General features: G+C 70.3%; 18 protein-coding genes and 1 pseudogene. 7 read left to right on the forward strand and 12 right to left on the reverse strand.

Annotated features, from left to right (window positions below):
- Nucleotides 1-107 precede the first annotated feature (107 nt).
- Entirely contained in the window at nucleotides 108-1,853 is a 1,746-nt protein-coding gene (locus ACIRA5_RS11315) for a trypsin-like serine protease (RefSeq protein WP_403689638.1), read from the reverse strand.
- Between the two features lie 370 nt (nucleotides 1,854-2,223).
- On the opposite strand from ACIRA5_RS11315, the gene ACIRA5_RS11320 reads away from it, so the two are divergent.
- The 4 genes from ACIRA5_RS11320 (at nucleotide 2,224) to ACIRA5_RS11335 (ending at nucleotide 6,271) form a co-directional block, all read left to right on the forward strand.
- On the forward strand, nucleotides 2,224-3,444 hold the full coding sequence (locus ACIRA5_RS11320) for a S1C family serine protease (protein WP_403689640.1): 1,221 nt from the start codon (nucleotides 2,224-2,226) through the stop codon (nucleotides 3,442-3,444).
- A 35-nt stretch (nucleotides 3,445-3,479) separates the two neighbouring features.
- Nucleotides 3,480-3,728 (forward strand): hypothetical protein, encoded by a 249-nt coding sequence (locus tag ACIRA5_RS11325; protein ID WP_403689642.1) that lies wholly within the window; start codon nucleotides 3,480-3,482, stop codon nucleotides 3,726-3,728.
- A gap of 321 nt (nucleotides 3,729-4,049) precedes the next feature.
- Nucleotides 4,050-4,781 (forward strand): response regulator transcription factor, encoded by a 732-nt coding sequence (locus tag ACIRA5_RS11330; protein ID WP_266433129.1) that lies wholly within the window; start codon nucleotides 4,050-4,052, stop codon nucleotides 4,779-4,781.
- On the forward strand, nucleotides 4,778-6,271 hold the full coding sequence (locus tag ACIRA5_RS11335; RefSeq protein ID WP_403689644.1) for a sensor histidine kinase: 1,494 nt from the start codon (nucleotides 4,778-4,780) through the stop codon (nucleotides 6,269-6,271). The genes ACIRA5_RS11330 and ACIRA5_RS11335 overlap by 4 nt, the downstream gene beginning before the upstream one ends.
- On the opposite strand, the gene ACIRA5_RS11340 is transcribed toward ACIRA5_RS11335, so the two are convergent.
- Nucleotides 6,265-6,540 carry a hypothetical protein gene (locus ACIRA5_RS11340; RefSeq protein ID WP_403689775.1) on the reverse strand — a complete coding sequence of 92 codons (276 nt, stop codon included), beginning with the start codon at nucleotides 6,538-6,540 and terminating at the stop codon, nucleotides 6,265-6,267. The genes ACIRA5_RS11335 and ACIRA5_RS11340 overlap by 7 nt on opposite strands.
- Nucleotides 6,541-6,581: 41 nt before the next feature.
- Nucleotides 6,582-6,725: pseudogene (locus tag ACIRA5_RS11345) on the reverse strand (DUF397 domain-containing protein); the annotation flags it as partial.
- A gap of 214 nt (nucleotides 6,726-6,939) precedes the next feature.
- Between ACIRA5_RS11345 and ACIRA5_RS11350 the strand changes: the two are divergent.
- Both ACIRA5_RS11350 and ACIRA5_RS11355 read left to right on the forward strand, forming a co-directional pair.
- Nucleotides 6,940-9,006 (forward strand): pectinesterase family protein, encoded by a 2,067-nt coding sequence (locus tag ACIRA5_RS11350; protein ID WP_403689646.1) that lies wholly within the window; start codon nucleotides 6,940-6,942, stop codon nucleotides 9,004-9,006.
- A 153-nt stretch (nucleotides 9,007-9,159) separates the two neighbouring features.
- Entirely contained in the window at nucleotides 9,160-9,864 is a 705-nt protein-coding gene (locus ACIRA5_RS11355; protein ID WP_403689647.1) for a response regulator transcription factor, read from the forward strand.
- On the opposite strand, the gene ACIRA5_RS11360 is transcribed toward ACIRA5_RS11355, so the two are convergent.
- From ACIRA5_RS11360 to ACIRA5_RS11375, 4 genes are all read right to left on the reverse strand, one after another.
- On the reverse strand, nucleotides 9,840-11,594 hold the full coding sequence (locus tag ACIRA5_RS11360; protein ID WP_403689649.1) for an ABC transporter ATP-binding protein: 1,755 nt from the start codon (nucleotides 11,592-11,594) through the stop codon (nucleotides 9,840-9,842). The two genes, ACIRA5_RS11355 and ACIRA5_RS11360, sit on opposite strands and share 25 nt — an antisense overlap.
- A 92-nt stretch (nucleotides 11,595-11,686) precedes the next feature.
- The gene (locus ACIRA5_RS11365) at nucleotides 11,687-11,827 is read right to left on the reverse strand and encodes a hypothetical protein (RefSeq protein ID WP_403689651.1); all 141 of its coding nucleotides are present in this window, start codon (nucleotides 11,825-11,827) and stop codon (nucleotides 11,687-11,689) included.
- 71 nt (nucleotides 11,828-11,898) lie between these two features.
- Complete coding sequence (locus tag ACIRA5_RS11370) at nucleotides 11,899-12,036, reverse strand: hypothetical protein (protein ID WP_403689652.1); 138 nt, start codon at nucleotides 12,034-12,036, stop codon at nucleotides 11,899-11,901.
- 265 nt (nucleotides 12,037-12,301) lie between these two features.
- A complete protein-coding gene (locus ACIRA5_RS11375; protein WP_403689654.1) occupies nucleotides 12,302-14,101 on the reverse strand; it encodes a bifunctional metallophosphatase/5'-nucleotidase in 1,800 nt (599 codons plus the stop codon).
- A 200-nt stretch (nucleotides 14,102-14,301) separates the two neighbouring features.
- On the opposite strand from ACIRA5_RS11375, the gene mshD reads away from it, so the two are divergent.
- The gene (gene mshD / locus ACIRA5_RS11380; RefSeq protein ID WP_403689656.1) at nucleotides 14,302-15,228 is read left to right on the forward strand and encodes a mycothiol synthase; all 927 of its coding nucleotides are present in this window, start codon (nucleotides 14,302-14,304) and stop codon (nucleotides 15,226-15,228) included.
- A 117-nt stretch (nucleotides 15,229-15,345) separates the two neighbouring features.
- On the opposite strand, the gene ACIRA5_RS11385 is transcribed toward mshD, so the two are convergent.
- Genes ACIRA5_RS11385 through ACIRA5_RS11405 form a run of 5 tightly spaced genes read right to left on the reverse strand, consistent with a single transcriptional unit; the run spans nucleotide 15,346 to nucleotide 20,072 of the window.
- Nucleotides 15,346-16,080, reverse strand: coding sequence for an ABC transporter (locus ACIRA5_RS11385; RefSeq protein ID WP_403689658.1), 735 nt, complete (start codon nucleotides 16,078-16,080; stop codon nucleotides 15,346-15,348).
- Nucleotides 16,068-17,642: an ABC transporter permease gene (locus ACIRA5_RS11390; protein WP_403689661.1), complete on the reverse strand. Its 1,575-nt coding sequence runs from the start codon at nucleotides 17,640-17,642 to the stop codon at nucleotides 16,068-16,070. Before ACIRA5_RS11390 ends, ACIRA5_RS11385 begins: the two co-directional genes overlap by 13 nt.
- Nucleotides 17,639-18,499 (reverse strand): ABC transporter ATP-binding protein, encoded by an 861-nt coding sequence (locus tag ACIRA5_RS11395; RefSeq protein ID WP_403689664.1) that lies wholly within the window; start codon nucleotides 18,497-18,499, stop codon nucleotides 17,639-17,641. Before ACIRA5_RS11395 ends, ACIRA5_RS11390 begins: the two co-directional genes overlap by 4 nt.
- On the reverse strand, nucleotides 18,496-19,533 hold the full coding sequence (locus tag ACIRA5_RS11400; protein WP_403689665.1) for a zf-HC2 domain-containing protein: 1,038 nt from the start codon (nucleotides 19,531-19,533) through the stop codon (nucleotides 18,496-18,498). Before ACIRA5_RS11400 ends, ACIRA5_RS11395 begins: the two co-directional genes overlap by 4 nt.
- On the reverse strand, nucleotides 19,530-20,072 hold the full coding sequence (locus ACIRA5_RS11405) for an RNA polymerase sigma factor (RefSeq protein WP_060895010.1): 543 nt from the start codon (nucleotides 20,070-20,072) through the stop codon (nucleotides 19,530-19,532). The genes ACIRA5_RS11400 and ACIRA5_RS11405 overlap by 4 nt, the downstream gene beginning before the upstream one ends.
- Between the last annotated feature and the right edge of the window lie 131 nt (nucleotides 20,073-20,203).

A 20,203-nucleotide genomic window follows, 5' to 3' on the forward strand; every position in this document is an offset into this window, starting at 1 on the left:
GGCGAGTGGGGGCTGGTCGCGCAGTTCCCCGCGCCCCTAAAAACCTAAAAACAAGGGCGCGCGCCGGCCCCGCGGGTTGCGGGGTCGGCGCGCGTTTTTGTGGTCGTTCAGAACAGCAGGTTGTACTGGTTGAAGCCGCTGCCCAGGCCGATCCGTGAGCCGAAGAGGCTGCTGGAGGCCTTGTTGGTGCCGGGGTAGAGCCAGAGCTTGCCGGCGGAGTCGCGGGTGATGAGGTCCGCGATGCCGTCGCCCGTGACGTCGCCGTTGGCGACGTACGAGGTGAAGGTGAAGCCCGTACGCGCCTGGATCCGCGCCGCGAACGGGGTCTTCTCGACCTGCGTGCCCCGGTAGAGGTACAGGACGCCGGAGCTGTTGCGGACCAGCAGGTCGGCCCTGCCGTCGCCGGACAGGTCGCCGTGGCCGAAGATCTTCACGTTCTTCCAGGCCTTGTCGACGACCTTGACCTTGCCGTAGAACTGGCCGTTGCCCTTGCCCGGGTAGAGGTAGACGGAGCCGTCGGCGTCCACCGCGACCAGGTCGGGGCGGGCGTCACCCGTCATGTCGCCGGGGATGGCGTACGACTTGTAGCCGCCCCACACCGTGCTGATCTGCATCCAGTCGTACTCACCGGAGCTGTGGTTCAGGTAGCTGCGGTACAGCTTGCCGTCGCCCTTGTCCCGCATGATCAGGTCCTGGTAGAAGTCCCGGTCCAGGTCGGCCTGGAGGACCCAGCTGGCGTTCTGCCAGCCGCTGCCCTGGTAGGCGCGGGTGGCGAGCGAGGTGCCCTTGCTGTCCTGCTGGAAGAGGCCGCCGGACGGCGTGCGCTCCAGCAGGTCGGCCTTGCCGTCGAAGGTCATGTCCGCGTCGTCGATGCGCGGCTGGGCGGCCCAGGTGTACGAGGACACCTTGGTGAACACCGGGTAGGCGCCCTTCGCGGTGCAGCCCGCGACGCCCCACGAGACGATGCCGACGACCTTGCCGCCGACGATGACGGGACCGCCGGAGTCACCGTTGCAGGGGCTCTTGGTGCCCTCGTCGGTGCCGGTGGCCGGGGTGCCCGCGCAGAACATCGCGCCCTCGACGAAGTCGTCCTCGCCGAGGACCGACTGCATCGCGGAGTTGCAGGTGGAGTCGGCGACCAGCGGCAGGGTCACCTTGCGCAGGTTCGCCGACAGGTCGGCGTCGTCGGCGCCGGAGGTCAGGCCCCAGCCGTAGACGGTGGCGGAGTTGCCGGCCTTGTAGGAGGCGCTGTCACCGGCGGCCACCAGCCGCTGCCACTGCTGGTCCAGCGGGCGGTCGAGCGTGAGGACCGCGATGTCGTTCTGGACGGTCGTGGAGTTGTAGCGCGGGTGGTTCCACTGGCGGTAGACGCCCGCGACCGTGCCGCTGGTGTCGTCCAGCAGTCCGGTGGCGCCGGCCACCACCGCGCCGTTCTTCACCCAGTCCAGGCCCGCGACGCAGTGGGCCGCCGTCAGGACCTTGTTCGGGGCGACGAGGGTGCCGCCGCAGAAGTAGCCGACGCCGGCCGTGCTGTCGTAGTAGGAGAGCTGGACCATCCACGGCGCGGAGGAGATCGTCGTCTCGGTGCCGCCGATGATGAAGGGTGTCTTCTTGGGGGTCGTGTCCGGGGTCGCCCGGTCCTTGACGGCCGCGGCGACCCGGCCGCGCAGCTCCTTGTCGGAGACGGTCGGCTTCGCGGGCTGGGACTGGTTCACCTCCGGCAGCGAGGGTCCGTCCGCCGCGGTGGCGGGCTGCGCCGCGAAGGCGCCGGCGCAGGTCAGCGCCAGCGCAAGAGCGGCCGTCGGCAACGCCGTGGCGGGGCGTCTCCAGCGGTCGCGCAGGGCACGTATCACTCAGGGCTCCTGGTGTGGGTGCGTGTGGATTCCATGACGTAGGAGGCCCGAGAAGGGCGTACGACGCACCGGCCCGATCGACGGCGGCGGTCACTGGCCCATGGCCGGCAACCGCCTGCATCGATTCAGGCACACCGCGGAGCCCCCCTCCGGCGCGGAGATCGTAGGCCTCATCCGCCCCAGAACACATGTACTACACAGCAGGCAGACAAGTATTCGTCCGTCGCCTTCCGTGACATCACCCCCACGCAACCCGCTGTTTCCCCGATTTCAGCGGGCCCGGGCGCCTTTATATCGGGCATACGAGGTTCTGTCGGGCTTCTCAGCGGGCACTCAGGGAGCTCTCATGATCGGGGGACAAGCTTTTTCCATGACCGAGAGCTTCCGCCGCAGCGGCGAGTACCCCCAGGGCGACGACCACCAGGCGACCGACCCCATGCGGGCGGCGTACCCCCAGCAGCAGCCCGTCTCTTCCTCTCCCGTGAACCCCGAGTGGCCGCCGCCGCCGGCGTACGAGCCGGTCGCTCCGGTCGCCGTCGACCCGGGTACCACCGTGTGGCCGGGCTCCGGTCAGGGTGGCGACGGCGGTGCGGGCGGTCACGGCGCAGGCGGCGCCTACGCCGGTTACCCCGAGCCGGACGCCGTCTCCTCCACCGCGGTACTCCAGGCGCAGCCGGTCCCGGCCGCCCCGGCCCCCGCGCCGAAGAAGCGCGCGAAGGGCACGATCGCCCTGCTCGCCGCCGTGGCGATAGTCGCGGCCGCCATCGGAGGCGGCACCGCGTACGGCATACAGGAGCTGACCGCCAAGGACACCGCGTCGAGCAGCACCAGCACCACCGTGGTGCCCGCCGCCAAGAAGGGCACCGTCGCCGGTGTCGCCCAGGCGGTCAGCCCGAGTATCGTCGAGGTCGGCGCGACCTCGAACGCGGGTTCGTCCACCGGCTCGGGTGTGATCATCTCGTCCAGCGGCGAGATCGTCACCAACAACCACGTGATCTCGGGCGCCTCCGAGATCAAGGTGCAGCTGAGCAGCGGCAAGTCGTACACCGCGAAGGTGGTCGGCACCGACAGCAAGAAGGACCTCGCGCTCATCAAGCTCGAGAACGCGCCCTCCGGCCTGAAGGTCGCCACGCTCGGCAACTCCGACGGCGTCCAGGTCGGTGACGACGTCGTCGCGATCGGCTCCCCCGAAGGACTGACCGGCACCGTCACCAGCGGCATCGTCTCGGCGCTCAACCGTGACGTGACCGTCTCCACGGACGAGAGCCAGGGCCAGCAACAGCAGCAGGGCGGCGGCAGCGGCCAGTGGCCGTTCTCCTTCGGCGGCCAGCAGTTCAACGGCGACACCGGTTCCTCGACGACCACGTACAAGGCCATCCAGACCGACGCGTCCTTGAACCCCGGCAACTCCGGCGGCGCCCTCATCGACATGAACGGCAACATCGTCGGCATCAACTCCGCGATGTACTCGGCCGCCGACTCCTCGTCCAGCTCGTCGAGCGCGGGCAGCGTCGGCCTCGGTTTCGCCATCCCGATCAACACCGTCAAGTCGGACCTCGCGAGCCTGCGGGCCGGCGGTTCCGACAGCTGAGTCCTTACTCGGCCAAGTCCTTCTCGGAGGTTGAAATGATCACTCGCGTCTCCCACGGCATCGAAGGCACCGACCCCGCCGGTCTCGACCTGGCCCTCTCCGTCGCCCGTGAACTGCACCGGCCGGTGCCCCGGGCTCCGGAAGTGACGGTCCCGCGGACGCAGATGACGGTCCCGCAGCCGCAGATGATGGGCCTGCACACCTCCGCCGACCACCCGCACCGCCGCAAGGTCCCGCTGAGCCGCCTCAGCCGCCTCAGCCAGCTGAGCACGCTGGGAGTCTGAGCCGACGAGCGCTCCGCGCTGCCTGAGCGGGCCGGGGAGGCTGAGCGGGCCGAAGCCGGGGAGGCCGAGCAGACCGAGGAGGCCGAGCAGACCGAACGGGCTGCAAGCCTGAGCCGACGAACCGATCCGGCCGATCCCCGCCGATCCCCGCCGATCCCCGCCGATCCCCGCTGATCCCAACCGATCCCGGACGATCCCGCCGATCCCCGTTGATCCCAACCGATCCCCGCCGATCTCCGCTGATCCTTTCTGCACCGGCCGGAACGTGCGAGGCTGAAAGCGTCCGGCCCCGTCCCACCGCACCCCTAGGAACCCACGCCCATGAGCCCCGCCGAAGGCGACCGTGAAACCCAGCGCATCCTGATCGTCGACGACGAGCCGGCCGTGCGCGAAGCACTTCAGCGCAGCCTCGCCTTCGAGGGATACGACACCCAGGTCGCGGTCGACGGAGCGGACGCGCTGGAGAAGGCGACCGCGTACCAGCCCGACCTGGTCGTCCTGGACATCCAGATGCCCCGGATGGACGGCCTGACGGCCGCCCGCCGGATGCGCGGGGCGGGCACGACGACCCCCATCCTCATGCTGACGGCCCGCGACACCGTGGGCGACCGCGTGACCGGCCTCGACGCGGGTGCCGACGACTACCTGGTCAAGCCGTTCGAGCTGGACGAGCTGTTCGCCCGGGTCCGGGCACTGCTGCGACGCAGCTCGTACGCGACCGCGACGGTCGGCACCCCGGACGACGACGCGCTGACCTTCGGCGACCTGCGGATGGACCTCGCGACGCGCGAGGTCACGCGCGCGGGCCGGGCGGTCGAACTGACCCGCACCGAGTTCACCCTGCTGGAGATGTTCCTGGCCCACCCGCGCCAGGTCCTCACCCGCGAGCAGATCCTCAAGGCGGTCTGGGGCTTCGACTTCGAGCCCTCCTCCAACTCCCTCGACGTCTACGTCATGTACCTGCGCCGCAAGACCGAGGCGGGCGGCGAGCCGCGCCTCGTGCACACGGTGCGCGGCGTGGGGTACGTCCTGCGGTCGGGCGGCGCGGAGTGATGAGGGTGGTACGCCGGTACCGGTCACTGCCGATCCGGTCACGCTTGGCGCTGTTGGTGGCGGCGGCGGTGGCGTTCGCGGTGGCGGCGGTTTCGGTGACGTGCTGGTTCATCGTGGAGAAGAAGCTGTACGCCCAGGTCGACGACTCTCTCTGGTCTCAGCGAAAGTCCCTGCCCTACCCCGTGGTTCAGAGCGCCCTCAAAAACTGCGGCCAGGCCCCGAAAGCCAACAGCACTGACTACCGCGGACAGTCCGATTCGTACGCTCAGGTGGTCCAGGCAGACGGCACTGTCTGCGTCTTCAACGGCTCTGCGGGCACGGTGAATATCACCAGCAGCGACAAGGACCTGGCCAAGAACGCGAAGTTCGGCGCCGTCACGATCCGGAACGGCACCGACAGTGACGGCAACGACGTACGAGTGCTGACGACGGCACTCGTTGTCAACGGTGATCCCCAGGCACTGCCCGACACCCGCGTGTTGTACGGAAATGCCGCCTTTATCGTTGCCGTACCTCTGAAGAGCACCGAGGCCACCCTCAACGACCTCGCCCTCGTGCTCCTCCTCGTCTCTGGCATCGGAGTCGTCGGCGCCGGAGCCGCAGGGCTGGCGGTCGCCCGCGCGGGCCTGCGCCCGGTCGACAAGCTCACCGAGGCCGTGGAGCACGTGGCACGCACGGAGGACCTCTCCATCCGTATCCCCGTCGAGGAGGACAGCGAGGACGAGGTCGCCCGTCTCTCCCGCTCCTTCAACTCGATGACCTCCGCCCTCGCCAACTCCCGCGAGCTGCAACAGCAGCTCATCGCCGACGCGGGCCACGAGCTCCGTACGCCGCTCACGTCGCTGCGTACGAACATAGAACTCCTCACCCGCAGCGAGGAGACGGGCCGCCCGATCCCCCCGGCGGACCGCAGGGCACTGCTGTCGTCGGTGAAGGCGCAGATGACGGAGCTGGCGGCGCTGATCGGCGACCTGCAGACGCTGTCGCGTTCGGACGCGGGCCAGTCGGGCGACCGTATCCAGGTCGTCGACCTCCAGGAAACGGTCGAGGCGGCCCTGCAGCGGGCCCGCCTGCGCGGCCCCGAGCTGACGATCACGGCGGACCTCCAGCCCTGGTTCGTACGGGCGGAGCCGTCCGCACTGGAGCGGGCGATCGTGAACATCCTCGACAACGCGGTGAAGTTCAGCCCCGAGGGCGAGGCCATCGACGTCATCCTCAAGGCCGGCGAACTGACCGTCCGCGACCACGGCCCCGGCATCCCCTCCGAGGAACTCCCCCACGTCTTCGACCGCTTCTGGCGCTCCCCGAGCGCGAGGGCCCTCCCGGGCTCGGGGCTGGGCCTGTCGATCGTCGTGCGTACCGTGCAGCAGTCGGGCGGCGAGGTGTCCCTGCAACCAGCCCAGGGCGGCGGAACGGTGGCGACGCTACGACTGCCGGGCGCGCCCACACCGCCTCCCGAGCTGGGTCAGGACGGGGCCGAGGATCAGTAGAAGCCGAGCATTCCCGGTGCGTCGATGTCGATGGCGAGGAATCCTGGCGGGTAGTCGTCCTCCCGGCCCGTCAGGATGATGGACATGCCGCCGGTCTCCAGATGCGGCGTCGCGACGTAGATGGCATGGCAGGTGTCCGCGCCGCCCCATCCCTCGCGAACCATCCCTCCGACCGAGGTGGCCGCCGTCTGGCCCAGCGGGTCGACGAGGACCCCCGGCAGCGTGAGCAGCTTGTTCGCGGCTCCTTCGTCAGTCTCTTCCGCTCGCACGAGGCACAGGGCTGGGAGACGCCGCCGAACGCGTCTACGTTCTTGATCGCTCCCCCAAAAGGCGCCCACGCCCCGGCGCCGAGCACCAGCACGGGGCCCTGCGGGGCTTTGCTGTCACGGACGGGCACGAGACCGGGGTGGCCGTCGGCGACCTCGACGCAGTTGTTGTCTCCCCCGGGGTGGATCGGGTGGCGCTCTGACCGTCCCTGTCGGGCCAGGCGGAGGAGTTCGGTGCGGAGGCGTGTTGTCGCCGAGGGCCACATGGGTGAACAGCACCGCGTGCCGCCGTCACGCACCGGACGGGGCGCGATCCGTCGCTTCATCGCGGCAACCTTTCCTCCCCCGGTGGCGACTGCCTCGTGACGGACCCCCTCCACAGCACTCGAACGGGACCACCACGTGACTGAGATCCGCAAGGCGCGCCACCGCAGACGCAAAACCGCCCTCGTCGTCGGTGTGCCGCTGGCCCTGACCGCCGCCGGAGCGATGGCGTACGGCACGGTGTTCGGACTCTTCGGCGACGACGCCCAGCCGAAGGCGTCCGCCGCGACGAACACCCCGGCCTGGGCCACCGAGGCCGCCGACGGTTTCGCCTCCGTCCACGCCATGGGGCAGAACGGGACTTACGGCGGCCGGGACGGCAGGACCGTCACCGTGAAGACCCTCGCCGACCTGGAGAAGTACGCGACCGCCGCGGATCCGTACGTCATCGTCGTCGCCGCGACGATCGACATGGATCCGGTCGGCAAGGAGATCAAGGTCGCCAGCGACAAGACGATCATCGGCTCCGGAACCGCCGGGCAGATCGTCGGCGGCGGCTTCTTCCTCGGCCAGGGCGTGCACAACGTCATCATCCGGAACCTGACCATCCGCGACGCGTACCAGGGCATCTGGAACGACAAGGAGCACGACTTCGACGGCATCCAGATGGACGGCGCCCACCACGTCTGGATCGATCACAACGACATCCGGCACATGGCCGACGGGCTCATCGACAGCCGCAAGGACACCACGTACCTGACGGTCTCGTACAACAGGCTGAGCAACGAGAACAAGGCCTTCGGCATCGGCTGGACCGCCAACACCACCGCCGACATCACGATCCACCACAACTGGATCCGCGAGACCGAGCAGCGCAACCCGTCCACGGACAACGTCGCCCACGCCCACCTCTACAACAACTACCTGGAGGACGACGCGGGCACCGCCATCACGTCCTCGTACGGCAACTACGCGCGCGGCAAGACCCACATGGTCCTGGAGAACAGCTACTTCCAGGGCATGAACAACCCCGTCATCCGGGACAGCACCGCGACCCTCGTCCAGCGCGGCAACGTCTTCTCCGGCACCAGTGGCCGCAACGAGAGCGGCGGAAGCGGTACGTCGTTCGACCCGAAGACGTACTACAAGTACACGCTGGACAAGGCCGCCGACGTACCGGCGCTCCTCAAGTCCCTGGCGGGGCCGCGGAGTTCGCTGGGCACCGCCGCGACTACGGCCGCCGTCACCGGCAAGGTCCTCACCGTCGCCCAGGACGGCTCCGGCCAGTACAGGACCGTGCAGGCCGCCGTCGACGCCGTACCCGTGAACAACACCGCGCGCGTCACGATCTCCGTCAAGCCGGGCACGTACCGCGAGACGGTGAAGGTCCCCTCGAACAAGCCGCACGTCACCCTCCAGGGCTCGGGCGGCAGCCGCAAGGACACGGTGATCACCTTCGGCAACGCGGCCGGCACGAAGAAGGCCGACGGCTCCACGTACGGCACCACCGGCAGCGCCACCGTCGCCGTCGAGGGCGACGACTTCCAGGCCCGCAACCTCACCATCGCCAACGACTTCGACGAGGCGAGGAACCAGAACGTGCTCGGGCACCAGGCCGTGGCCCTGCGCACCGGCGCCGACAAGGTCATGCTCGACAGCGTCATCGTCACCGGCGACCAGGACACCCTGGAGATGGAGACCCCCGGCTCGGACAAGCTCGGCCGGGTCTATGTCACCAACTCCTACATCACCGGCAACGTCGACTTCGTCTTCGGCCGTGCCACCGCCGTGATCAACAAGTCGGTCATCAACCTGAAGAAGCGCTGGGACGGCTCGTCCGCCGGTTTCGTCACCGCGCCCAGCACGCAGGCGAACCGCAAGGGCTTCCTGATCACCCACTCCACGGTGACCGGCGACGTCGCCGCGGGCTCCTTCTCCCTGGGCCGCAACTGGCACGCGGGCGGCGACGCCGCCCTCCGGCCGCAGACAACCGTCCGTAACTCCACGCTCAGCGCCGCGATCCGGTCGAACCCGTGGTCCGACATGGGCGGCTTCTCCTGGAAGAGCGACCGCTTCGCGGAGTACAAGAACACCGGCGCCGGCGCGGGCGCCGCGAGCGGTGACCGTCCGCAGCTGACGGACGCGCAGGCCGCCGACCAGACGGTCAAGGCCTGGCTCGGCGACTGGACGCCCACCGCCTCCTGACGTCCACCGCTGCTTCCTGACTCCCCGGGAGGCCGGGGGGCCTTCCGGGGAAGGCCGGGTCTTCCCGGCCGGGGAGGCTGGGCGCGGACACCGCCCAGCCTCCCCACACCCCTCTCCAAGCCCTCCCACAGCACCCCGTTACACGTTGGGGGGATGGCGCGGAAGATCCTGCTGGCCGATGACGACGAGGCCGTACGTGAGGGGCTCGACCGGCTGCTCAGGTTCGAGGGGTACGAGACCGTCCTCACCGGGGACGGCCGCGAGGCCCTCGAACTGGCGGCCGGGGTGGACGAGCGGCCCGACCTGGTGCTGATGGACGTCACCATGCCCGGCCTCGACGGGCTGGCCGCGACGCGCCGGATCAGAGCCTCCGGGTCCACCGTCCCCATTCTCATGATCACCGGCCGGGACGCGGTCGGCGACCGTATCGTCGCCCTCGACAACGGCGCCGACGACTACCTCATGAAGCCCTTCGCCACCGAGGAACTCCTCGCCCGGGTCAGGGCCTTGCTGCGCCGCAGCCCGCAGCCGAAACAGTGCGCTCCCCGTCTCGACGACCGGCTCGCCTTCGCGGACCTCGCCATGGACCGGCCCACCCGCACCGTCACCCGCCGCGACCGCCCCCTCGACCTGACCAGGACCGAGTACGCCCTGCTGGAGTATCTGCTCCGGCATCCCGCCAGGGTCCTCAGCCGCGCCCAGATCCTCAAGGAGGTCTGGGGCTTCGACTTCGAGCCGACGTCGAACACGCTGGACGTGTACGTGATGTACCTGCGCCGGAAACTGGAGAGCCGCGGCGAACCGCGGCTCATCCAGACCGTCCGGGGGCTCGGCTACACGCTCCGCGCCGCCAAGTAGTCGAGTTCCGGCGTCGCGAGCCGGGCGTACGCTCCGCCCCACGCCATCAGCTCGTCGTGCGTGCCCGCCTCCACCAGCCGGCCGCCGTCCACCACCAGGATCCGGTCGGCGTCGGGGGCGAGGCTCAGATCGTGCGTGATCATGATGGTCGTACGGCCCGCCATCAGGCGCCGCAGCGGCTGCACCACTCGGCGTGCGGCGATCGAGTCGAGCCCGGCGGTCGGCTCGTCGAGGACCAGGACGGGCGCGGCACGCAGCATCGCGCGGGCGATCGCGATCCGCTGGAGCTGGCCGCCGGACAGGGTGGCCGTGCCGGGCGCGATCTCGGTGTCGTACCCGTCGGGCAGCGCGCTGATGAAGTCGTGCGCGACCGCGTCCGTCGCCGCCCGCTCGATGTCCGCCTGGGACGCGCCCGGCCTGCCGCACTCGATGTTCTCGCGGATCGTGCCGTGCAGGATCAGCGTCTCCTGGGGCAGTAGCGCCACGTTCTCGCGCAGGAACTCCAGGGACATGTCGGGCAGCGGGACGCCGTCCAGGCAGACCACGCCGGCCGTGGGGTCGTAGAAGCGGGTGAGGAGTTTGGAGAGCGTCGACTTTCCGGCGCCGCTCGGGCCGGTGACGATGACGAGTTCGCCGGGTCCCGCGGTGAAGGTCACGTCGTGCAGGGACTCGCGGTCGGCGCCGGGGTAGCGGAACGACGCGCCGTGGAAACTGACCCAGCCGTGTACGGGCCAGTCCCGGACGGGGTCAGCGGGTTCGGTGACGGCGGGTTCGGTGTCCAGGATCTCCTGGATGCGTTCCGCGCCGGCGGTGGCGGCGGTGAGGGTGAGGCCGAGCTGCCCAAGATTGCGGATCGGCGGATACAGGTACCCGAGGAACGCGGCGAAGGCGAGCAACTGGCCCAGCGACATGCGCCCCTTCGAGATCTCCCACGCTCCGAGACCGATGACCGCGAGCACGCACAGCGTCTCGACGACCTCGACGAACTGCTCGTACATCTCGCTCGCCCGTGCCCCGCGCACCGACGCCCGCATCCAGGCGCGCGCCTCGCGGTCGAGCCGCTTCTCCTCGGCGCGGCGACGGTTGTAGGCCTGAGTGAGGACCACGTTGCCGAGGGACTCCTCGACGACCGAGGTGATCGCGCCGTCGGCGGCCCGCTCCTCCTGGGAGGCGGTCTTGATGCGGCCGGCGAACCGGCGGGCGGCGACGAGGAAGAGGGGGGCGAGGAGGAAGGTGACGAGGGCGAGGTCCCAGCGCAGCCAGAGCGCGGCGGTGGCGTAGAAGACGGCGGAGAAGGCGGCGGAGACCGTGCCGACGACACCCGACACGACCATCTGCTCGATGGCCTCGACATCGCCGGTGAGCCGTTCGACCAGGTCGCCCTGGCGGTGCTTCTGGAAGAAGTCGGGCGGCAGGTCCTGGACGTGCCGGAAGACACTCGCCCGCAGGCGCAGGACGAATCTCTCCGCGGTCCACACGGCGAGCGAATTGCCGAGGTAGCCGACGATCGCGCCGATCACGGCGACACCCAGCCAGGCTCCGGCCGGCCCCCAGAACGCGGAGAGCGAACCGGCCTTCAGGGCGTGGTCCGTGAGCTGTGCGAAGAGCAGGATCGAGGCCGTCTCGGCGAGCGCGGCCACGACCACGCAGCCGATGATCAGCAACAGCCATGTGCGGTCGCCGCGCGTCAGCGGCCAGAAGCGTGCAAATGCCTCCCGTACTTCCCGCATATCAAATCAACTTCCCTTTCGGGTCCGGAACATGGCCGAGGCGGGGCCACCGGAAACCGATAATTCCCGGGGACCCCGCCTCACGCGGACTGCTACTGGCCCTGACGGCTGACCGGGCGCTTCTTCGGAGCGACGGCCTTCTTCGCCACCGGGGCCGGCTTGGCGGGCTGACGCTTCGCGACCGGGGCGGCCTTGTGGTGCTTCTTGACGGGGGCGATCTTGTGGAAGCTCATGGGTTTCCCTCTCGTAGCTCTGACTGATCCGCTGGTCGCGGGTGGGTCTGTTGATCAGGGGTGGATCTTGCTTACTTGTTGCCGACAGGACGGCGCCCGGGCTTCTGCGCCACCGGGGCCGGCTTGGCAGGCTGGCGCTGCGCGGGCTTCTTCGGGGCCGGGGCCGGCTTGTGGTGCTTCTTGACCGGGGCGATCTTGTGGAAGCTCATGGGTGTCTCCTTGTTCCCTGCGGGTGAATTCCCTTTGCCGTTTGCGCTGTTCGCTTTCGACATGGAAAACACTACGGGACCCCGGACCCTGAAATCGCCAATTCGACTGAGACCTCAATGAATTACGGCTGAAACAAATTTTCAGATGGACCGTGGAACCAATCCTCTACTCACACAGAATTTAGGTCGATCACACAGAATTTAGGCCGAAAAAAGCGGGGCCGGTACGCATCCGCGTACCGGCCCCGCCCGTTCCCGTAAGGGACTACCGCACGACCGTGATCCGGTCCGCCGTCGGCACCGGGTACGGCGCCGCGGCCGAGGAGTTGGCCGTCAGGTAGGACTCGAAGGCCGCCAGGTCGTCACCGCCGACCAGGACGTCTCCGCCCTTGCCGAGCTCGGCGAAGCCGTCGCCGCCGCCCGCGAGGAAGGAGTTCATCGCGACGCGGTAGGTGGCGGCGGGGTCGATCGCCGCGCCGTTGAGCTTGACCGAGTCGGCGACCACCCGCGCCGCGCCCGTCTTCGTCAGGTCCAGCGTGTAGGTCAGGCCCTTGGAGATCTGCAGGATCTTCGGCGCGGCCTCGTTGGCCCCGCTGACCTGCTGCTGGAGTGCCGTGATCACCTGAGCGCCGGTGAGGTTCACCAGGTTGACGGTGTTGGCGAACGGCTGGACCGTGTACGCCTCCCCGTACGTCACCACTCCGTCGCCCTCACTGCCGCTCGCCGCGTAGGTGAGCCCGGCGCGGATGCCGCCCGGGTTCATCACCGCGAGGTCGGCCTCGGGATCGACGGACTTGGCGTACGCGAGCTGCGCGTCGGCGATCATGTCGCCGAGCGGGGACTCGGCACCGGTGTTGCCGATCTCGCCCGCGATGTAACCGATGGGACGCGAGGCGATCGGAGCGGAGAGCGTCCTCCACTTGCTGATCAGGGACGTCATGTCGGCGGCCTTCGCCACGTCACGGGTGACCACGTGGTTCGCCGACTTCACCGCCGTACGCGCGATGTCGCCCGTCCAGCGGTCGTACGTGAGCGTCGTGTCCGTGTAGAGGCGCCCGAAGGACGAGGCCGACGTCACCATGCGGGGCTTACCCGACGGGTCCGGGATGGTGCACGCGTACGCCTGGTGGGTGTGACCGGTGACCAGGGCGTCCACGGCCGGCGTGACGTTCTTGGCGATGTCGACGATCGGCCCGGAGATGCCGTCACCGGCGCCGGGGCTGTCGCAGTCGTAGTTGTACGCCGTCGACGCGGGCGCGCCGCCCTCGTGGATCAGCGCGACGATCGACTTCACGCCCTGGCGCTGGAGCACCTTGGCGTACTTGTTGATCGTCTCGACCTCGTCGCCGAACTTCAGTCCCTTGACGCCGTCGGCCGACACGATGTTCGGGGTGCCTTCCAGCGTCACGCCGATGAAGCCGACCTTGACGCCGTTCTTCTTCCACACCCAGTAGGGCTTGAGAATCGGCTTGCCGGTCTTCTCGTCGGTGACGTTCGCCGCGAGGTACGGGAAGTCGGCGCCCCGGAACTTCGCCTTCTTGTCGTAGCAGCCGTCCGTAGGGTGGCAGCCGCCGTTCTGCAGGCGGGCCAGCTCCTTGGCGCCCTCGTCGAACTCGTGGTTGCCGACGCTCGTCACATCCAGGTCGAGCTTGTTCAGCGCGTCGATCGTCGGCTCGTCGTGGAAGAGCCCGGAGATCAGCGGGGAGGCGCCGACCATGTCTCCGGCGGCGGCCGTGATGGAGTACTTGTTGCCCTTGCGGGCCTCGCGCAGATGCGTGGCGAGGTACTCGACACCGCCCGCGTCGATCGACTTCGTCGTGCCGTCCGCCTGAAGCTCCGTGACCCGGCCGGACGACCCGGCCGGCGGCTCCAGGTTGCCGTGCAGGTCATTGAAGGACAGCAGCTGTACGTCCTGGTAACGGCCGCTGCCGGGGTGGTGGTGCGGGGTCGACCTGTCCTGCCCTGCGCTCGCGGGCATCGCGGCGGCCAGGGCGCCGACGGTGGCCAGCCCAGCGGCGGCGGCGAGGATGCGATGGGTACGTCTGTGCCGGGGCGTCGACAGCATGGGTTCCCCCCTGTGGGACGGCTGTGGTTTTACGCGCACTTTAGAATCAACGCGCGTAGCGCAACAGGGGGTTCGGGGTTACAGACTGGTTGCCATCGCCTCACCACCACCTGACGGAAGCCCCTCCTCACCCCGCCACGAGCCACATCGACGCCGCGCAACTCCTTGTCCGCAAAACACCGCGCCGTACCCTCGTATCCATGACCAGCGACGACACCGCGCCCCACGCCCTCACCCGCTCCATCGAGACCCACACCGCGCTCTCCCCGGCCCAGGCCGAGGACGTGCTCCGGCTGCTCGCGGAGGCCGCCCGGGCCGACGGGCAGCAGGCGGTCTCCGAGCAGGGCCGGCTCCAGCTGAAGGGCGGCGCCCGCGAGGGCGTACGCCATCTGCTGCTGACCCTCGGCGAGGAGCTGATCGGTTACGCGCAGTTGGAGGACACCGACCCGGTGGAGGCCCCGGCCGCCGAACTGGTCGTGCACCCGGCGTACCGCGGCCACGGCCACGGTCGGGCCCTGGGCTCGGCCCTGCTCGCCGAGTCCGGCAAGCGGCTGCGCGTGTGGGCGCACGGCGGTCACTCCGCCGCCCGGCATCTCGCGCAGGTCCTCGGCCTCACCCTCTTCCGCGAACTGCGCCAGCTGCGGCGGCCGTTGACCGACCTCGACCTGCCCGAACCGAAGCTCGCGGACGGCGTGAACGTCCGCACCTTCGTGCCCGGCCAGGACGACGCGGCCTGGCTCGCCCTGAACGCCGAGGCCTTCGCCCACCACCCCGAGCAGGGCTCCCTCACTCAGCGCGACCTGGACGACCGCAAGGCGGAGGTGTGGTTCGACCCGTCCGGGTTCTTCCTCGCCTTCCGCGGCGACGAACTCGTCGGCTTCCACTGGACGAAGGTCCACGCCGAGGAGGGCATCGGTGAGGTGTACGTCCTCGGAGTCCGCCCCGGCGCCCAGGGCAGCGGTCTCGGCAAGGCCCTCACCACGATCGGGCTCCGCCACCTCGCCCGGCAGGGTCTGCCCACCGCCATGCTCTACGTCGACGCCGACAACAAGGCAGCCCTCACCGTGTACGAGCGGCTCGGCTTCCGCACGCACGAGACGGACCTCATGTACCGCAGCGAGTCCTGACCGCCGGTCCGGTGTCCTTACCGGTCCGCTGGCCTTACCGGTCCGGTGTGTCTCGCTCCGCGGTGTCCTTGCCGGTCCTGTCCGGTGTCCCCACCCGTCCGTGCCCGCGTCTTCGTGTCACCGGTGAGCGAAGACGGCGGGTCGCCACCTCCGGAGGGGTTCCGCGCAGGACCACGCCCCGGCCAGCGCCGCCGCGACCAGGACCACCGCCCATGCCTGATGGGCGCCTTCCCAGCGCGGGGCGGACGGCGCGGGGAAAAGCGTCCACCGCTCGGGGAGCAGCCGGGATGCCAGCACCGCCATGGCCAGTAGTCCGACGCACACCGCGCCTCCCGGCTCGGCCCGGTTGGTGAACCGCACCATGACCGCCGCGGCCGCCGGCGCGAGCAACGCCGTGGCGGCGGCCTCCAAGGTCACAGCGCCCACCGGAGGCCGGGCCTGTCCCGGTATGAGGAACAGCGCCGCCGTCCACCAGAGCACGGCCGACGGGGCGACGAGCGCCACCCGCAGGCCGACCCGCACCGGACGCCGGGTCGGCACCGCCGCGGTGATGTGCCGGGCCGGATCGTCCAGCAGGAAGGCCAGGCCCAGAGCGAAGGTGAGCGCGACGGCCCGCAGGAGGTTGAGGCCGGCCCACGTGTCGAGCCGGAGGTTGAACAGCCGCGGTATCGCGGCGAACAGCAGCCCCAGTCCGGCACCGGTCACCAGCGCCCGCCGGGGGAGGCTGCGCCAGAGGGGACGGAGGAGGGCGCGGGCCACGGTGCGCGGGCGCCCCCGGGACGGGGTGCCTTCGGCACTCTCCGCGCTTCCGGCCGTACCTGTGTCGTCGTCGAGCACGGTCACTCCTCGCATGTCTTGACGCTCAGCGCGCCCGGACCGGTCGGCGCCGGCACTCCCAGCAGCTGCGCCACCTGGGCCGTCGTCGTCTTGGGGGACGTGAGCTCCGCCCAGTGGGCCTTCACCTTGGGGATGACGCTGTAGCGGGGCTTCTGCAGCAACTCCTTGATCACCTCTGTCTGCGCGGCGTTCATGGAGAGCGAATTCGTGGGCTCGAGAGCGACCCCTCCGCCGGTGATGGAGTCGTCGATGCGGACATGGCGCAGCATGGTCAGCGGCTGGGGCTCCGAGCCCAGCGCCAGCCACATGATGATCACCGCGCGGGCGTCGCACACGTCGACGCTGGACGTCTCGTCCCCCGTCACCAGAACCGAGGCCACCCCCACGGCGAACTCCGGAATCCGGTTGCCGCCCCAGCGCGTGCCGACGGTCACGACTCCCGGCGCTTTGGCCGGCTCCAGCGCGGAGTCGCCCTCCAGGCCGGAGCGGGCGTCGACCAGCTGGCGCACCGTCAGCCGCTCGGCCGAGGCCGGGCCGCCCGCGAGGGACTGGACGCGCTGGACCACCTCGGCCCAGTCGGCGGTCCGGCCGGTCCACTCGGGGTAGGCGCAGTACGTCGACCTTTCGTGCGCGACGCAGGTCTGCACCTTCTCCGGGGTGGCGGACGCCTTCGCGCGGGCCTCAATCAGCGCGGCCGAGTCACCCGGGGCCTGCCCCGCTATGCCCTGGGCCATGGCGGCGAGGGCGAGGACCGTGATCGTCTTGATCCTGGGCGAACGACCGCCGTTGATCAGCAGCGCGAGGCACAGCAGCAGTGCGGTGAGCCCCACCAGATACAGCACGTGCCAGGCGGCCGGGCGGCCCAGCAGGTCGGAGGGGAACGGGTGGGCGCCTTCCTCGGTGACCACCGGTGCCAGCCATTGCACCCAGTGCGTGCCCTGTGTGCTCGCGGCCACGAGGGTCGTGAGGACGTACATACCGATGACGAAGGGCGGGACGGCGAACGTGAAGGGGATCGACCGTGCGACCAGGACGCCGAGGGCTCCGGCGAGGAGTATCGACAGGGGGCCCACGAGCAGTTCGGCGAGCGAGCCGTGGCCGACCGCGCCGGGCTTCAGGGCCGCCCAGGTGAACTCGAATCCCACGACCAGCGCGGTGAACGCCGCGAACGGCACAGCCGACAGGGCGTGGGCCAGCGAGCGCCGCCACGGCTCCATGACGAGCACGTCGAAGTGCAGGTCGGTGCCGTGCCTGCGGGAGCGGAGCACGGCGCGGTTGATGCTGACGAACAGCACGAGGGCGACGAGCAGAGGGGCGGTCTGGGTCGAGCGGTCGACATCGTGGAGGACCGGAAAGTCGTCCATGCCCTCCCTGCCGTTGAACATTCCCCAGCCGGTGTAGGCGACGTACAGGAGGAGGAAGACGAGCACCGGGATCTGCATCAGCAGTTCGCGTGCCTCGAAGCGGGCTAGGGCGATGACGGCCCGCGTCCTGTTCTGCTGCAGGTCCTGGGCGGGCGGCTCCACCCCCGTGGGGGCCGCCTCGTCCACGACCGTGCGGGTCACCAGCTCGCTCATGCCGCCACCTCCGCCGGCTCGCCGTCGAGAGCGAGCAAGTAGCCGTCTTCCAGGGTCGGTTCGAGGAGGTCGGCACCCTTGGGCGGGTCGCCGACATTGCGGAAGGAACCCGTGCCCGTACGCCAGCCGGCTCTCGCGCCGGGGTCGCGGGCCGTACTGCTCCACACCCGCCCCGCCGCCCGCGCGGTCAGCTCGGCCGGGGTGCCCTCGAAGCGGATGCTGCCGCGGACCATGACGATCACGCGGTGGCAGAGCATCGCGACGTCCTCGGTCTGGTGGGTGGAGAGCAGGACCGTGCGTCCCATGCCCGCCTCGGCGATCATTTCCCTGAACCGCATGCGCTGTTCGGGGTCCAGGCCGACGGTCGGCTCGTCCAGGACGAGGAAGCCGGGGTCGCCGACCAGCGCGGCGGCCAGCCCGACCCGCTGACGCATACCGCCCGAAAGCCTCTTGATGCGCTTGCCCCGCACGTCGGAGAGGTCGACGGTCTCCAGCACGCGCCGCACCTCCCGGTGCCGGGCGGAGCGGTCCGTCAGCTCCTTCAGGATCGCCACGTAGTCGACGAACTCGAAGGCCGAGAAGTCCGGGTGGAACGCCGGGGTCTGCGGCAGATAGCCCAGCGCGCGCCGCACGTCCAGGCGGCCGGAGGGTGTGCCGGGGTCGTGTCCGAGCACCGTGAAGGCTCCCCGGTCGGCGGGCACGGCGGTGGCGAGCACCCGCAACAGGGTGGTCTTCCCGGCGCCGTTGGGCCCGAGCAGCCCGGTCACGCCCTCACTCAGGCGCAGGGAGACGTCGTCGAGGGCGACGGTCCCGCCGTACCGGAGAGTGAGCCCGGAGGCGGAGACGGTGGGGGTCATGCGGCGCTCCTGTCGGAGAAGTCGGTGTGGTCGGCGAAGAAGGCGTGCGAGGGGGAGAAGTCGAACCGGTCCCGTACGAGATAGAGCAGCCCGGCGGCCAGTACCGCGACCGCGCCGGCGACGCCCTGGCCGAGTGCCGTGAACGGCGCGAGGGTGCCGCCGTCGGCCTTCGCGTGGGCCACCATCAGCAGCGTGACCCACGCTCCGCCGACCAGGCAGGGCGGCAGGACCGGGCCCCAGCGGGCGGTCAGTGCGAGTCCCGTCCCGGTGAGGGCGAGGGCAGGCAGCAGCCAGGCCAGCGCGCGCAGCCCGTACGCGGGAAGCGCGAGGGTCGCGAGGCCGTTCAGAACGAGGCCGGTGGTGAGCACGGCCACCGTGCGGATCATCAGCAGCCGGAATCCGTGGAGGGGTGACACCACGGCCATCTCGTACGTCGGGTCGAGCACCGGTCCGTAGGACAGCGCGACCCCGGCGAGCGGGAGCAGGGGGGCGAGGGCCAGGAACAGCGTGGGCGAGGCCGCGACCCCTCCGACGTCGGTCGCCACCACGGCCATGAGGAGCACGAGGGCGACCGCGGCCAGCCAGGAGCGGCGCAGCACGGGCGTGGCCGCCAGCAGCCGTGCCGTGTGGTCGGCGACGCCGATCCGCACCAGCAGCGACTCGAGCAGCCGTGGTCGTGGCGCGTCCAGCTCGGCGTCGAGCCGCTCCCATCCGGCGTCCAGGGCGACCGGATCGCTCACGGTGGCGAGCGCCTCCCGGCAGGGCGCGCACGCCACGAGGTGGGTGTCGACGGACCAGAGCCGGGGCGGCGCCAACTCGTTCCGCGCATAGGCCCGGAGGTCCTCGGCGTCCGCGTGCCACCGCCCGTCCGGGGAACCGTCGCCGCCGAACGCGCTCCGACCGGCGTCACTCGCGTCCGCACCGGACGCGCTCCGACCGGCGGCCGCGTCCTCGTCCCACCCGCTCATGTTCTCTCCACCCCCACCCATGTCCCGGCGGTCTCCGCCGATGGCCTCGTCATCTCCGCCGCTCATGCCAGCTCCTCCCGCAGCTGCTTGCGCGCCCGCAGGGCCCGCGTCTTGACCGTGCCGGGTGGAATGCCGAGCAGGACGGCCGCTTCCCGGGTCGTGAGTCCGTCGATCACCGTGGCCTGGAGGACCGCGCGCAGCTCGGGCGAGAGCCGTATCAACGCGCCCGCGAGGTCGCCGTGCTCGACCCCGGCCAGGACGCGCTCCTCGGCGGAGGCCTCGTGGCGGTGGCGGAAGCGGGCCAGCGTCTGGCGCAACCGGCCGCGCGCGCCGTCGCCGCGCAGCGTGTCGATCAGCCGCCGCGATCCGATGCGCCACAGCCAGCCCGCCGCGTCACCCTCCTCCCGGTAACTCGCGGTGCCGCGCCAGATGGCGAGGAAGGTCTCCTGCACGACGTCGTCGACGACCCCGGCATCGGCGCACCGGCCGCGCAGCCGCGCGGTCAGCCACGGCGCATACCGCCGGTACAGCTCCTCGAAGGCGCGACGGTCCGTGTCCGCCGCGATGGCCCGCAGCAGCTCCCCGTCGCTTCTCGTTTCCCTCACATCCCCTCATCGGACGAGCCCCGCCGATCGGTTCACGCATCCGGCATCGAATTTTCCGGACTCGCCTCCGCGATGTGCGAACTCGCCTCCGCGATGTCCGGGCTTGACTCCGGTCACCCTCATCCACCACC

Source organism: Streptomyces sp. NPDC096311, from assembly GCF_044763085.1.
GTDB lineage: Bacteria > Actinomycetota > Actinomycetes > Streptomycetales > Streptomycetaceae > Streptomyces.